This is a genomic window from Acinetobacter pecorum, from assembly GCF_014837015.1.
Taxonomy (GTDB): Bacteria; Pseudomonadota; Gammaproteobacteria; order Pseudomonadales; family Moraxellaceae; genus Acinetobacter; species Acinetobacter pecorum.
Genome location: NZ_JACSPT010000002.1, coordinates 38,100 through 52,077 on the forward strand (window position 1 = coordinate 38,100; position 13,978 = coordinate 52,077).

The 13,978-nt window shown below is 41.7% G+C and carries 11 protein-coding genes and 1 tRNA gene; 7 read left to right on the forward strand and 5 right to left on the reverse strand.

The annotated features are described in order from the left end of the window. The first annotated feature begins 51 nt into the window (after window positions 1-51). Window positions 52-354 carry an MGMT family protein gene (locus H9629_RS01705; protein WP_191730532.1) on the forward strand — a complete coding sequence of 101 codons (303 nt, stop codon included), beginning with the start codon at window positions 52-54 and terminating at the stop codon, window positions 352-354. A gap of 55 nt (window positions 355-409) precedes the next feature. Here H9629_RS01705 and H9629_RS01710 read toward each other — a convergent pair whose 3' ends face one another. Further along, the gene (locus H9629_RS01710) at window positions 410-850 is read right to left on the reverse strand and encodes a universal stress protein (RefSeq protein ID WP_064101489.1); all 441 of its coding nucleotides are present in this window, start codon (window positions 848-850) and stop codon (window positions 410-412) included. Window positions 851-1,090: 240 nt separating this feature from the next. Next, complete coding sequence (locus H9629_RS01715; protein WP_064101488.1) at window positions 1,091-1,495, reverse strand: hypothetical protein; 405 nt, start codon at window positions 1,493-1,495, stop codon at window positions 1,091-1,093. 174 nt (window positions 1,496-1,669) lie between these two features. Between H9629_RS01715 and H9629_RS01720 the strand changes: the two genes are divergently transcribed. Further along, window positions 1,670-1,746 (forward strand) — tRNA-Met (locus H9629_RS01720). 220 nt (window positions 1,747-1,966) lie between these two features. Here the strand turns inward: H9629_RS01720 and H9629_RS01725 are convergent. The 3 genes from H9629_RS01725 to gltA all read right to left on the reverse strand — a co-directional run bounded on the left by H9629_RS01725 (window position 1,967) and on the right by gltA (window position 5,894). Then, window positions 1,967-3,592: an NAD+ synthase gene (locus tag H9629_RS01725; protein WP_191730442.1), complete on the reverse strand. Its 1,626-nt coding sequence runs from the start codon at window positions 3,590-3,592 to the stop codon at window positions 1,967-1,969. A 383-nt stretch (window positions 3,593-3,975) separates the two neighbouring features. Continuing rightward, a complete protein-coding gene (locus H9629_RS01730; protein ID WP_064101486.1) occupies window positions 3,976-4,470 on the reverse strand; it encodes a hypothetical protein in 495 nt (164 codons plus the stop codon). A 149-nt stretch (window positions 4,471-4,619) separates the two neighbouring features. Next, window positions 4,620-5,894 (reverse strand): citrate synthase, encoded by a 1,275-nt coding sequence (gltA, locus tag H9629_RS01735; RefSeq protein WP_064095640.1) that lies wholly within the window; start codon window positions 5,892-5,894, stop codon window positions 4,620-4,622. Between the two features lie 1,006 nt (window positions 5,895-6,900). On the opposite strand from gltA, the gene sdhC reads away from it, so the two are divergent. The 5 genes from sdhC (at window position 6,901) to H9629_RS01760 (ending at window position 13,975) form a co-directional block, all read left to right on the forward strand. Continuing rightward, on the forward strand, window positions 6,901-7,299 hold the full coding sequence (sdhC, locus tag H9629_RS01740; protein ID WP_081406340.1) for a succinate dehydrogenase, cytochrome b556 subunit: 399 nt from the start codon (window positions 6,901-6,903) through the stop codon (window positions 7,297-7,299). Continuing rightward, a complete protein-coding gene (gene sdhD / locus H9629_RS01745) occupies window positions 7,299-7,664 on the forward strand; it encodes a succinate dehydrogenase, hydrophobic membrane anchor protein (RefSeq protein WP_064095638.1) in 366 nt (121 codons plus the stop codon). The genes sdhC and sdhD overlap by 1 nt, the downstream gene beginning before the upstream one ends. Window positions 7,665-7,676: 12 nt before the next feature. Next, window positions 7,677-9,575, forward strand: coding sequence for an FAD-binding protein (locus H9629_RS01750; RefSeq protein ID WP_064095637.1), 1,899 nt, complete (start codon window positions 7,677-7,679; stop codon window positions 9,573-9,575). Between the two features lie 14 nt (window positions 9,576-9,589). Continuing rightward, window positions 9,590-10,300: a succinate dehydrogenase iron-sulfur subunit gene (locus H9629_RS01755; RefSeq protein ID WP_064095636.1), complete on the forward strand. Its 711-nt coding sequence runs from the start codon at window positions 9,590-9,592 to the stop codon at window positions 10,298-10,300. Window positions 10,301-11,152: 852 nt separating this feature from the next. Then, entirely contained in the window at window positions 11,153-13,975 is a 2,823-nt protein-coding gene (locus H9629_RS01760) for a 2-oxoglutarate dehydrogenase E1 component (protein WP_064095809.1), read from the forward strand. Window positions 13,976-13,978: the final 3 nt, after the last annotated feature.

Sequence of the window (13,978 nt, forward strand, 5' to 3'; positions counted from 1 at the left end):
TAAAACATGCCAGTGATCAAAATAGCTTCAGCCAGTCAGGAAATGGCAGAGATGATTTTGGCTGTGGTGAATCAGATTCCGTATGCCAAAGTCGCTACTTATGGACAGATTGCCAGACTGGCAGGTTTGCCTAAACATGCACGCTTGGTCGGACGAGTATTAAGCCATTTAGAACCTGATAGCGATATTCCCTGGTATCGGGTCATCAATGCTCAGGCGAAAATCAGTCTGAAGCAACAGGATCAACATGGCCACAATATCCAGCAGCAAAAACTCATGCAGGAAGGAGTTGTTCTAAGAGGTGAGCGTGTGGATTTAAAACGCTATCAATGGAATGGTCAGATTGAAATATAAAACCCCCACTTTTTGAGAAGTGGAGGTCTGTATAAATGGAAATTTATAAGATTATTTACTTGCGAATCACCATGACTGGAATGTCCGCCTGTCCAAGAATACTTTGCGCTACGCTACCAAGGAACAGTTTTTTGAAGCCAGTACGGCCATGGGAACCGATTACAATCAGATCAGCATTTAAATCTTTTGCGGCTGCCAGAATCTCACTGTGAATCACTTGACCTTCAAGCAGCTGTGTATCCACTTCAATACCTGACGCAGAGAATTTTGCTTTGGCTTCATCCAAGGTTTTTAAGATTGAAGTGCGGGCACGTTCAATCAGGTCATTGGTCTGTGCCGCAGAGATATATTCTGCAGCGATATAAGGATCCAGTGCCAGCACCTGAACGACTGTTACTTTACTGTTGAATGCTTTGGCAATTTCTACTGCTTTATCTACTGCAGCATAAGATGTTTCTGAACCGTCGATGGGTACTAAAATATGTTCAAAAGGCATTAGAATTCTCCTGAGAAGAAGTAAGAGTTATAAATTGTGACGCGTTGAACTGGAATACGAATAATTGTTTATACTTTGATCATAGCCTGTATTTTATAAAAATAAAACCAAGTAAATACATAGGTATAAGATCTAATAGATTGAAGAGTAAAGCATCTGCTAACAGTGCTTTAATCGGATTATTGATGGAATCTAAGTGAATCATTTATATGTAAAAAATCAGCTTACCCAAAATTGCGGTCAGTCACATTGAATAGAGGCGGGGTCTAGTTTTATTTGCGGTGACAGCTGTTCATAGCGATTTAAAATGGTTTGGGTTTCATCTGCATAAATTTGCTGCTGCAGCTGCCGGATTTTATGTTCTGTCACATACAAACGTGCACAATGTAAGGCGATCTGATTTTCTCGGGTCACTTCCAGTCGTTGAGTTTGCTCATATTCCGGATAGCGTTTGATTTTCTGCTGTGCTCTGCTGAGTTGTGCCAAAGAACGTTTCTGCTGCATGCTCATCAGTTGCTGCTGGTTAATCCACTGTGCGACATCGCGTCTGACGCCATTGTAATCTACAAAAATCGGGGAAATGATCTGACAGGCACTGAGACATGAAAGTCCAGTTACTGAAATAAGTATTTTGATTTTATGCATTTGATGAATCCTATAAGCAATAAATAGTGTTATGAATACGTGAATTACCTACTAAAAAAGCTTTATTGTTTATATTTTAAAAGTTTATTGGGTATTTGCATAAAGTCTGAACATTTGTGTTCTAAAATGCTTGACGATACACGCTTAAATTACGATAATGCGCACACAGTTTACGGCTATGTAGCTCAGTTGGTTAGAGCACCGCACTCATAATGCGGGGGTCACAAGTTCAAGTCTCGTCATAGCCACCATTTTTAAAGACCAAGCTCTCAGCTTGGTCTCTTTTTTTGTCTATAGAAAAGCATTGCAAAGAAAATCATAAATAATACTTGAAGTATCTACTAATTTTGCACATGTTCTCAACATATCAGTTTTATTTGATGTGAGATATGATCTTGAATCTTTAGTACGGCATAAAAAATCGTCCCAGCACTCGCTGGAACGATTTTAATTTATCTCATCGAAACAGACTTAGTTTCCTGCTTTCCAGCCATTGACGAGTGGATAGCGGCGTTCACGACCAAAAGACCGTGAACTGATACGCGGACCAATTGCTCCTTGGCGACGCTTGTATTCATTGGTATCAACCAGACGAATCACTTTCTTCACCACTTCAGCATCAAAGCCTTTAGCAATAATATCGTCCTGACTCATATCTTCTTCAATATAAGAATACAAGATCGCATCCAGAATGTCGTAGGCAGGTAAAGAGTCTTGGTCGACCTGATCTGGGCGCAATTCTGCTGAAGGCGGACGTGTAATGACACGTTCTGGAATTACTGGCGTTTCTGAAATGCTGTTACGGTATTTCGCCAATTCGAACACAATAGTTTTATACACGTCTTTCAGAACAGCATAACCACCCACCATGTCGCCATACAGGGTGCAATAACCTACAGAAATTTCGGATTTATTGCCAGTTGCCAGCACCAGGTTACCAAATTTGTTGGACAGAGCCATCAATAAAGTACCACGCGAGCGTGCTTGCAGGTTTTCCTCGGTCGCATCGACTGGAGCATTACCAAAGAATGGGAACAGCACCTGCATAAAGCCGTTTACCACTGGATTGATTTCGGCAATACCGAAAGTCACGCCCATATTTTTGGCCTGAGCAGCTGCATCTTCCACACTGATTTGTGCGGTATAAGTATAAGGCATCATCACAGCTTGAACTTTATCTGCACCAAGTGCATCTACGGCAATTGCCAGAGTCAGGGCAGAGTCAATACCGCCAGACAGCCCTAGAATTACACCAGGAAAGCCGGAGCGCTGTACATAATCACGTGTTGCCATGACCAGGCTTTGATAAATCTCAGCCATGGTGTCTAAGGCAGGAGCGATGCTACCTGTCTTGAATTGAAGCTTTTCAGCATCATACTCGGCAATCGCCAGTTTTTCCTGAAAGCTGGGGGCCCGTACAGCTACCTCACCAGATTTGTTCAGCACAAAGCTGGTACCATCAAAGATCAAATCATCCTGTCCACAAACTTGGTTACAGTACACCAGATTGATATTCAGCTGCTTGACTAAGGCCGCCATGGTTTCAATACGATGTTGGGGCTTACCTACTTCATATGGAGAGGCATTGAGTACCAAAGCGGTGTCAACATTCAATTTAGCCAGTTGCTGAACGGTCGCTAAAGACCAGACATCTTCACAGATCAGTATGCCAAATTTGTGTCCGAGATACTCAAAAACCAGGTGCTGATGACCTTCGCCAAAATAGCGCTTTTCATCGAATACCCCATAATTTGGCAGCACTTGCTTGTTATAGATCCCCAGCACTTCGCCATCTTTCATGACAGCAGCTGAGTTATAACGCTGACCATCTTCGGTTTGATTGACAAAACCAAAGACCATGACAATATCTTTTACTTCAGTCAGTTTTTCAAAAGCCGCCTTGGTACGTTTCACCAGACTTGGGCGAATTAATAAATCTTCTGCAGGGTAGCCCAGTGTTGAAAGCTCAGGAAAGATGATCAGATCCGCTTTATCTTCTTTGGCCTGACTGGCCAACTCAATCATTCTTTGCGCATTTGCATCCAGATTGCCGACATGTGGAGAGAATTGAGCAATCGCAATTTTAAAACTTTTCATCCAATTAAATCCTATTCCTATAGGTTAATACACTAAATTACTGATTTTTATTATTCTAATTATCCAGTTAAGTGCACTTCGATATTCATAAAATGCCAAATGGCTAAAATAAAAAACTTTTTATCGCATGATTACTGAATCTTAATGTGCGAAGTAAAATAATCATACTGGCTTATTTTATCGAAATTTTATCGATAAGCTAGACTTGACTTAGCAAGAAGAGACATCGAATGGGAAAGTAATGATATAAAATTACAAAATATGCTGATGTTTTATACATGTATACATATACAGAAGTAAAGACTTAAGCGGGAATAAGGGATTTTAAAATATGTGCTTTTGATTTTTCTTCAAATTAAAGTAATTAAATATCATCTGCTTATTTAGGGATTTAAAATTATATTCGGGATTCTTTTTAAGAAAATATCTCGTGCAATATCACCTTGTTGTTCAATATTGTAGTGTGAAAATGATTTGTTGGGATTAAATTGATATTTGTAAGGATTATATTTTCTCAAGCTTAAAAAATAAGCACTTTGAAGGAGCGCGCCTTTTAAAACCACATTAATCTTCTGTTGGTATTGATAAATATGCGTCATCTCATGAATGAATAATGCCTGATATGCCAAGCTTTCATGTGAATAGTCTTCTCGATAATTTAAATTGCGTGCATGAATATAGCCGCTAGGTGCCATAATGACATGTCTGGATTGCCAAGGAAGGTAGGGGTGGTTCATGACTTTGACTGTTGAATAGTCAATCAGGTTGCCAAATACCTGTTGGCAGATGCTGATTTCACCAGGGGTTAGGCTGCGACATTTGAATTGTTCAAAACGGACAAGCTTCAGAATGAAAGGTAGAGCAGCATAAAACAACATCAAGTACAAATCCTGTTCGAATTTTAATCTATGAATTTGGTTTAGATTTATTCATTTTAAAAGATATTAAATAACCTAAGTGTAGGATTTTGTCAGTAATAAAAAACCACCCTAAAGGGTGGTTTTTCTGTCTTCCAACGTCGTTCGAATTAACGAGCGATATCGCGTTGAACTTCGCCAGTATAAAGCTGACGAGGACGACCGATCTTGTAAGGACCGCTGTGCATTTCTAGCCAGTGGCTGATCCAGCCAACAGTACGTGCAAGCGCAAAGATCACAGTAAACATTTCTGTTGGGATACCAATCGCTTTAAGAATGATACCTGAGTAGAAGTCTACGTTCGGGTAAAGGTTACGTTTGATGAAGTATTCGTCAGAAAGCGCGATACGTTCAAGTTCCATAGCCAATGCAAGCTGTGGATCATTGATGCCAAGCGCACCAAGAACTTCGTCGCAAGTTTCTTTCATTACTTTCGCACGTGGATCGAAGTTTTTGTAAACGCGGTGACCGAAGCCCATCAGTTTAACTTCTTTGGTCTTCACTTTTTCCATGAAGCCAGCAACGTTTTCTACAGTGCCGATTTCGTCCAGCATCTTAAGAACAGCTTCGTTCGCGCCGCCGTGAGCAGGGCCCCAAAGTGCAGAAATACCAGCTGCGATACATGCATACGGGTTCGCACCGGTAGAACCAGCTAAACGTACTGTAGATGTAGACGCATTTTGTTCATGGTCAGCATGCAGCGTGAAGATACGGTCCATTGCTTTTGCAAGAATTGGATCAACTTTGTAATCACGGTCTGCAGGAGTTGCGAACATCATGTGAAGGAAGTTTTCAGCATAGTTCAAGTCGTTACGTGGGTAAACGAACGGTTGACCTATCGTGTACTTGTAGCTCCAAGCCGCCAGTGTTGGAATCTTCGCGATTAAACGAATCGCGGTGATTTCACGGTGGTTTACATCTTCAATGTCAAGGTTGTTGTGATAGAACGCAGATAACGCACCAACCACACCCACCATGATCGCCATAGGATGCGCGTCACGACGGAAACCATTGTAGAAACGGCTAACTTGATCGTGAACCATCGTATGGTTACGTACTTTAGCGTCAAATTCTTCTTTTTGTTCAGCAGTTGGAAGTTCACCATTTAACAGTAAATAGCAAGTTTCCAGGTAATCTGCTTTAGTCGCTAACTGGTCGATTGGGTAGCCACGGTGTAAAAGAACACCTTTGTTACCGTCGATGAACGTGATTTTAGATTCGCACGCCGCTGTCGCCATAAAACCAGGATCAAAAGTAAAGTGACCTGCAGCCAACACATCTTTAACGTCGATTACATCTGGGCCCAATGTGCCGCTGTAAATTGGTAGTTCAATTTCTTTGCCATCAAGCTGTAAAACGGCTTTCTTGCCAGTTGCTTCAGACATTCAATAGATCTCCTGTCCTGGTGAATGTATATCCGGTTTGCCTATCAATTTTTTAATGCACAAAACGGACGGATCAAAAATTTGCTATAAGATTAGTGAGTACTGAAATTTTGTCAATTATACTTATGGATGAAAAATGACAGTCGCACAGCAATTTAGTCAGATCTGTTCAGTATAAAAAGTTCAGTAAAATCACAGCATCAAACCTCTATAATAAGTCAAATTAATGCCTAGGTGCAGAAAAAAATAGATTGTCTGGGGTATTTGTAAGCGTTTTTTTCTTATAAGAAATCGAGATAAAAGCTGTCAGAAGTTAAAGCCAATATGCTTAAAACTATATAAATCTCATAACTTACATCGTTTTTATCATCCAAAACGTCACATTCGGAATTATAAATAAAAGCAATTAATTGGATTTTTAGTTCTGTTTAATTGATTAAAAAATAGCTTAATAAATGGCCAGTTTTATAGCAGAAGGGCGTGGTATAAAAATAAATAAATGATTTTTTGAATCCAAATAGCCTAAATCGATTGAAAAAACCATCGTAATGAATATTAAGTGGCTATTTAACAACGAGATATCTTCATGATTGATCTGCTTTTTATGGAGGGCAATTGGTCTGTAGAATATAGGCAATTGATTTTAATCTGATTTAAAAAGAGATTTAAATAATATTTGTGTTTGAACTGTGCGTCTTTAGTCTAAAACGAGCACATGAGTCTTTAGGTTGAAAGTAGATTAAATTAATCAAATTAATTTTTTAAAAACAACCATATAGATAAGATTAAGGAGGACTGGGAGGGTAGAGAGATTTAAATTTTTGATGTTAATGATTCTTATTTAATGGCTTTTTCTCCAAAAAGCCAAATTCCGCCGTTTGTATTTTGATAGTTGACGTTTTATAATTCAGTGTCGTTTTGATTTTAGGTAATGAATTTGCCTAAAAATGCCAGCTTTCCTTCGAATTAATTCCAACAAACTCCGGATGGAGTTTTTACTTACAGGATGCCCGCTGTGAAAAGCAACAGACCTGTCAATTTGTCCATGGGTCAAGTTTTAGAAGTAAACTTAAAATCACCCGTGGCTATTGCATCAATTCTACACCGTCTTTCAGGTGTTATCGTATTTTTACTCGTACCGGTCCTTCTATGGCTCTTAGATAAGTCATTGTCTTCGCCTGAAGGTTTTGCGCAAGTTCAAGAAATCATGAGTGGTTTCATTGTTCGTTTCATTGTATGGGTATTTGTCGCCGGCTTGATTTTTCACTTCATCGCTGGTGTTAAGCATTTACTTGCTGACATGGGTGTTGCTGAAGAACTAGAAAGTGGCCGTGTTGCATCTACTATCGCATTAATCTTGTCTGCAATTGGTATTGTTGCAGCATTTGTATGGATCGTACTCTAATGAAAAGCGCTACTGGTTTAACAGGTTCAGGTTCTCGCGATTGGTTTCTCCAACGTATCAGTGCTGTAGTTCTAGCTGTTTATACCGTTGTTGTACTGGGTTGGATTCTCCTAAATGGCGGTTTCAACTTTGAACAATGGTACGGCTTTATGATGACAGTTCCAATGAAGATCATGTCTTTATTGGCGGTCTTATCTCTTGTTGCACACGCATGGATCGGCATGTGGCAGGTATTCACTGATTATGTGACTACTCGTCAAATGGGTCCTTCAGCTTCAGGTTTACGCCTTGTACTGACTTCAGCAGTGATCATTGCTGTACTTGCATATGCAATCTGGGCCATCCAGATTTTTTGGGCGAATTGATAGGAAACAATCATGGGCGCTATAAACCCTAAAGAAGATTACACAAATATTCCACACGAAACTTTCGATGCTGTCATCGTTGGTGGTGGTGGTTCAGGTATGCGTGCGTCTTACCAACTTGCTCAAGCTGGTTTGAAAGTTGCCGTTCTGACTAAAGTATTTCCAACCCGTTCACACACTGTTGCTGCGCAGGGTGGTATCGGTGCATCTCTTGGTAATATGCAAGAAGATAACTGGCACTACCACTTCTATGACACAGTTAAAGGTTCGGACTGGTTAGGTGACCAAGACGCGATCGAGTTCATGACTCGCGAAGCGCCACAAGTTGTATATGAACTTGAACACCTGGGTATGCCATTCGACCGTAATGCTGATGGCACAATTTACCAACGTCCGTTTGGTGGTCACTCAGCAAACTACGGTGAAAAAGCGGTTCCGCGTGCATGTGCTGCTGCCGACCGTACAGGTCACGCACTTCTTCACACGCTTTATCAAAGCAACGTGAAAATGGGTACTCAATTCTTCGTAGAATGGATCGCGCTTGATTTGATCCGTAATGAAGAAGGCGACGTACTTGGTGTGACTGCAATTGACCAGGAAACAGGTAAAATTGCAGTATTCCAGGCGAAAGCAACATTATTCGCTACAGGTGGTGCGGGTCGTGTGTACCGTGCTTCCACAAACGCTTATATCAACACTGGTGACGGTCTTGGTATGGCAGCTCGTGCAGGTATTCCATTACAAGATATGGAATTCTGGCAGTTCCACCCAACGGGTGTTGCGGGCGCAGGCGTATTGTTAACTGAAGGTTGTCGTGGTGAAGGTGCAATCCTTCGTAACAAAGACGGCGAACCGTTCATGGAACGTTATGCGCCTACTTTGAAAGATTTGGCACCGCGTGACTTCGTATCACGTTCTATGGACCAGGAAATCAAAGAAGGTCGTGGTTGTGGTCCTAAAGGCGATTACATCCTACTTGATATGACGCATCTGGGTGCGGATACGATCATGAAACGTCTTCCATCTGTATTCGAGATTGGCAAGAAATTCGCGAACGTTGATATCACCAAAGAGCCAATTCCGGTAGTACCAACAATCCATTACCAAATGGGTGGTATTCCGACGAATATTCATGGCCAGGTTGTTGTTCCTGAAACTCGCGAAACTGAAGCGCTTGTTACTCATTACGACAAAGAAAATGACGTTTATTCAACCAATCAAGAAGGCCGTGACTTCACTAAACCAGTGAAAGGTTTTTATGCAATCGGTGAATGTTCATGTGTATCTGTACACGGTGCAAACCGTCTAGGTACAAACTCATTACTTGACCTGGTTGTATTTGGCAAGGCTGCTGGTCAGCACATCATTGATTACGTGACTAAACATCACGGTGATGAATACGAACCACTGCCTACCACTGTACTTCAACAAACTGTTGAGCGCGTTCGTAAACTTGACGAATCGACCTCAGGTGAGAATGCACAAGAAGTTGCTGATGCAATTCGTGACATCGTTCAAGATCACGCTGGTGTATTCCGTACATCTGCACTGCTTGAAGAAGGTGTAAAACAGATTCTTGCAATTGAACCGCGTGTACGCAACATTCACTTGAAAGACAAATCTAAAGTATTCAATACAGCACGTATTGAAGCACTTGAAGTTGAAAACCTGTATGAAGTTGCTAAAGCAACGCTTATTTCAGCTGCAGCGCGTAAAGAATGCCGTGGTGCGCATACGGTGGTAGACTTTGAAGAGTCTCCAGACCATCCTGCTTACCCATACGGTCGTCGTGATGATGAGTGGATGAAACATACTCTTTGGTTCTCTGCTGACAACCGTCTAGAGTACAAGCCAGTTCGTTACCGTCCATTGTCGGTTGATGCGATTCCACCTAAACCACGTACATTCTAATCAGGAGAATTCAGATGAGTAGAGGTACTCGTACATTTCATATCTACCGCTATGATCCTGATAAGGATAAAGCACCGTACATGCAAACTTTTAAGCTGGAACTGACTGATAAGCACCGTATGTTGCTTGATGCGCTTCTTGCATTGAAAGTACAGGACGAAACTTTAACGTTCCGTCGTTCATGTCGTGAAGGGATCTGTGGTTCTGATGGTGTGAACATCAATGGTAAAAACGGTTTGGCGTGTCTTTGGAACCTGAACGATTTACCAAATGAAATTACTGTTCGTCCATTGCCTGGTCTTCCTGTGATTAAAGATCTGGTGGTTGACATGAACCAGTTCTACGATCAGTACAACAAGATCCATCCGTTCTTGATCAACAATCAGCCTGCACCTCCTAAAGAGCGTTTACAGTCTCCGGAAGAGCGTGAGCATCTTGATGGTCTTTACGAATGTATTCTATGTGCATGCTGTTCAACTTCATGCCCATCATTCTGGTGGAACCCGGACAAGTTCTTGGGTCCTTCAGCATTGTTGAATGCTTACCGCTTCATCATTGACTCGCGTGATACTGGAACACAAGAGCGTTTGGCTCGTCTTGACGACCCGTTCTCATTGTTCCGTTGTAAAGGCATCATGAACTGTGTATCTGTATGTCCGAAAGGTTTGAACCCTACTAAAGCAATCGGTCACATCCGTAATATGCTTTTAGATATGGCTGGCTAATAGGCTGCTTCTGCGGTTTGAAAAAAGCACACCTGAGGGTGTGCTTTTTTATGCAAATTATTCAAGAAAAAATAATCAATCATAAGATAAAAATAAGAAGACCATACTTAATATGTATAGAGTTGATTCAGGCAATTCGGGAATAAGGAAGATGTTGAACATCATTAACGGCGGACACTGGATTATTTGGGGGTATTTATGACTTTTAGAGCTAAAAATGAGCTGAAAAATAACAAGATCGGTGTAAAACTGACCTGAAAAATAACAAGAACGATGTTATTATATAACGGAAATTTGAAAAGGGAGTGGATTGAGAAGTTTGCTCTCTTTTTATTTATCGGAAATGCTTAGAACTTAAGTCTACATTGAATCTATTTTTAGGATAAAGCACCATATATTAGAGTAAAATATCTGAACTGTATTTAGCCAATTTATAGAAGGTATGTGTCAAAAAAATCAATTGAAAAGTGGAGAACATGGTAGCATTCAGCCCATGTATATCTTTAAAAAAAGCACTTTTAGGTACATTTTTTAAACACTGTAGAATCTGGGACTGGTATATAAAGATAGAACTGAGTCGCTTTAGAAAAAACTTTTGTTCATGCTTATTTTTTTCTAAGTCGATTTGCAAAAAATTGCCCGGTTTCGATCGGGTATTCGATGAGTGATGATACCGCTGAGGGGTGTTATTGTTCATTATACATATCAAGATTTTCTTGGTGTGGTGATAACGCCTCATGGCTTATGCCTTATGGGGGACTAGTATCATATTACCAATTTGATGCTAATAATCCTGGGTTTTGCTTAAAAAGCATCCTGAAAATGTTTTTGCAATAGGAAATGGGTCCACAAATGCAAGAAGTTGCTGACGCTCTGCGTCTTGACACTGAACTTTCCGCTGATAGTGCAGCGTACATTGAAGAACTTTATGAGCAGTATCTGACTGCTCCAGATTCAGTGGGTGCTGACTGGAGAGCGTACTTCGATAAATTCCCAAAAGGTGATCAACCACACAGTAATGTACGTGAGCAATTCCTGCTGCTAGGTCGCAATTCAAGCCGGATTCAGCCTGTTGTTCAGTCAACAGTCAGCTCAGAACATGAACGTCGTCAAATTGGCGTGTTACAGTTGATTGCTGCGTACCGTAATCGTGGCCACCAGAAGGCAAAACTGGATCCATTAGGTTTGGCAAAGCGTGAAGTTGTACCTGACCTTGATCTGGCTGCGCACGGTTTGACTCAGTCTGACCTGGATACTGTATTTAATACTGGTAATCTGGCGATTGGTAAAGAAGAAGCGACCCTGGCAGAAATTGTCGAAGCATTAGAATCTACCTACTGTAATACAGTAGGTTCTGAATACATGCACATCGTAGACACTAAAGAGAAACGTTGGATTCAACAACGTCTTGAAGGTGCGCGTGGTAAATTTAACTTCTCTGCAGATCAAAAGAAACATATCCTTGAGCGTTTGACTGCAGCCGAAGGTCTGGAAAAATATCTTGGTAATAAATTCGTTGGTGCTAAACGTTTCGGCGTTGAAGGCGGTGAAGCATTCATCCCGATGGTCAACGAAATCATTCAGCGTGCAGGTTCTGTAAGTTGTAAAGAAGTTGTGATCGGTATGCCTCACCGCGGCCGTTTAAACCTTCTTGTTAACATCATGGGTAAAAACCCGGCTGACCTGTTTGGTGAGTTCGAAGGTAAGTCTATTCACAAGAAAGGTTCTGGTGACGTTAAGTATCACCAAGGCTTCTCTTCAAACGTCATGACTCCGGGTGGCGAAGTTCACCTGGCATTGGCGTTTAACCCTTCACATCTGGAAATCGTTGGACCTGTAGTTGAAGGTTCAGTACGTGCACGTCAAGTACGTCGTAAAGACATTGGTGGCGATGATGTATTGCCATTAATCGTACACGGTGATGCTGCATTTGCCGGTCAGGGCGTCAACCAGGAAACTTTCCAGATGTCACAAACTCGCGGTTATACCGTGGGTGGTACGGTTCATATCGTGATCAATAACCAAGTGGGTTTCACCACTTCTGATCCACGTGATGCGCGTTCTACAGAATACTGTACTGACATCGCAAAAATGATTCAGGCGCCAATCTTCCATGTCAATGGTGATGATCCTGAAGCGGTGGTGTTCATTTCACAATTGGCACATGACTTCCGTCATACTTTCCGTAAAGATGTTGTGATTGACATGTTCTGCTACCGTCGCCGCGGTCATAACGAAGCAGATGAGCCGGCTGCAACTCAGCCAATGATGTATCAGGTGATTAACAAGAAAGCGACTACACGTACGCTTTATGCGGATCAATTGGTACAGCAGGGTATTCTTGATCGTGCAAGCGCAGATCAGATGGTAGAAAACTACCGTTCAGATCTTGAAGCGGGTAATCACGTTGCCAATGCACTGGTCCTTGAGCCGAACAAAAAAATGTTTGTGGACTGGACGCCTTATCTGGGTCATGAATATACTGACGAATGGGATACAACTTTCCCAATTGAACGTCTGAAAGAGCTGGGTGTAAAAATGCGTGAGCTTCCTGAAGGCTTCGTGATGCAGCGTCAAGTTGCAAAAGTAATTGATGACCGTCTGAAAATGCAAACAGGCGAAATGCCACTGAACTGGGGTGCTGCTGAAACTCTGGCGTATGCATCTGTACTAGATGAAGGTTACTTGCTTCGTTTAACAGGTGAAGATGTAGGCCGTGGTACCTTCTCGCATCGTCATGCGAAACTGCATAATCAGGTAGATGGTTCAACTTATATTCCACTTTGTCACATCAAAGAAAACCAGCCGCGTACTGCAATCTATGATTCTTTATTGTCAGAAATGGCGGTATTGGCATTTGAATATGGCTATGCGACCACTCTTCCAAAGAGCTTGATCATCTGGGAAGCACAATTTGGTGACTTTGCAAACTGTGCACAGGTTGTAATCGATCAGTTCATCTCATCTGGTGAAACCAAATGGGAACGTGTGTGTGGTCTGACCATGCTTCTTCCGCATGGTTTCGAAGGTCAGGGTCCAGAGCATTCATCTGCACGTTTGGAACGTTTCTTGCAGTTATGTGCTGAAGACAACATGCAAGTGATCACACCGACTACACCTGCACAGATTTTCCATGCATTACGTCGTCAAGCGATTCGTCCAATTCGTAAGCCGCTGATCGTTACTTCGCCGAAATCTTTACTTCGTCACAAGCTGGCTGTATCGAGCCTGGAAGAGCTGGCAAACGGCACATTCCAAACTGTGATCGATGAAGTAGATAACATCAACAAGTCAGAGGTAAACCGTCTGATTCTGTGTGGGGGTAAGGTGTATTACGATCTGATTGAAAAACGTCGTGAAAAAGAATTGAACAATACTGCTATTGTACGTATTGAACAATTATATCCATACCCAGAAAAACGCCTGGCAGAAGTTCTGGCTCAGTATCCAAACGTGAAAGATCTTGTTTGGGCACAAGAAGAACCGAAAAACCAAGGTGCTTGGTTGTTCATTGCACCGCGTCTTTATGATGATGTGATGAAAGCGGGTAAACAAGTACGTATTAGCTATGCCGGCCGTGAAGCTTCTGCTGCACCGGCATGTGGTTCACCATATTTGCATGCAAAACAACAAGCTCAGCTCATCAACGACGCGCTTGCGATCGATGCTGAATAATCC

Bases quoted from the DNA above. Each gene is read 5' to 3' on its own strand.
- H9629_RS01755 (WP_064095636.1), top strand. From the start codon at position 9,590: ATGAGTAGAGGTACTCGTACATTTCATATCTACCGCTATGATCCTGAT.
- H9629_RS01705 (WP_191730532.1), top strand. From the start codon at position 52: ATGATTTTGGCTGTGGTGAATCAGATTCCGTATGCCAAAGTCGCTACT.
- H9629_RS01725 (WP_191730442.1), bottom strand. From the start codon at position 3,592: ATGAAAAGTTTTAAAATTGCGATTGCTCAATTCTCTCCACATGTCGGC.
- H9629_RS01715 (WP_064101488.1), bottom strand. From the start codon at position 1,495: ATGCATAAAATCAAAATACTTATTTCAGTAACTGGACTTTCATGTCTC.
- H9629_RS01710 (WP_064101489.1), bottom strand. From the start codon at position 850: ATGCCTTTTGAACATATTTTAGTACCCATCGACGGTTCAGAAACATCT.
- H9629_RS01760 (WP_064095809.1), top strand. From the start codon at position 11,153: ATGCAAGAAGTTGCTGACGCTCTGCGTCTTGACACTGAACTTTCCGCT.
- H9629_RS01750 (WP_064095637.1), top strand. From the start codon at position 7,677: ATGGGCGCTATAAACCCTAAAGAAGATTACACAAATATTCCACACGAA.
- sdhD (WP_064095638.1), top strand. From the start codon at position 7,299: ATGAAAAGCGCTACTGGTTTAACAGGTTCAGGTTCTCGCGATTGGTTT.
- gltA (WP_064095640.1), bottom strand. From the start codon at position 5,894: ATGTCTGAAGCAACTGGCAAGAAAGCCGTTTTACAGCTTGATGGCAAA.
- sdhC (WP_081406340.1), top strand. From the start codon at position 6,901: ATGCCCGCTGTGAAAAGCAACAGACCTGTCAATTTGTCCATGGGTCAA.
- H9629_RS01730 (WP_064101486.1), bottom strand. From the start codon at position 4,470: ATGTTGTTTTATGCTGCTCTACCTTTCATTCTGAAGCTTGTCCGTTTT.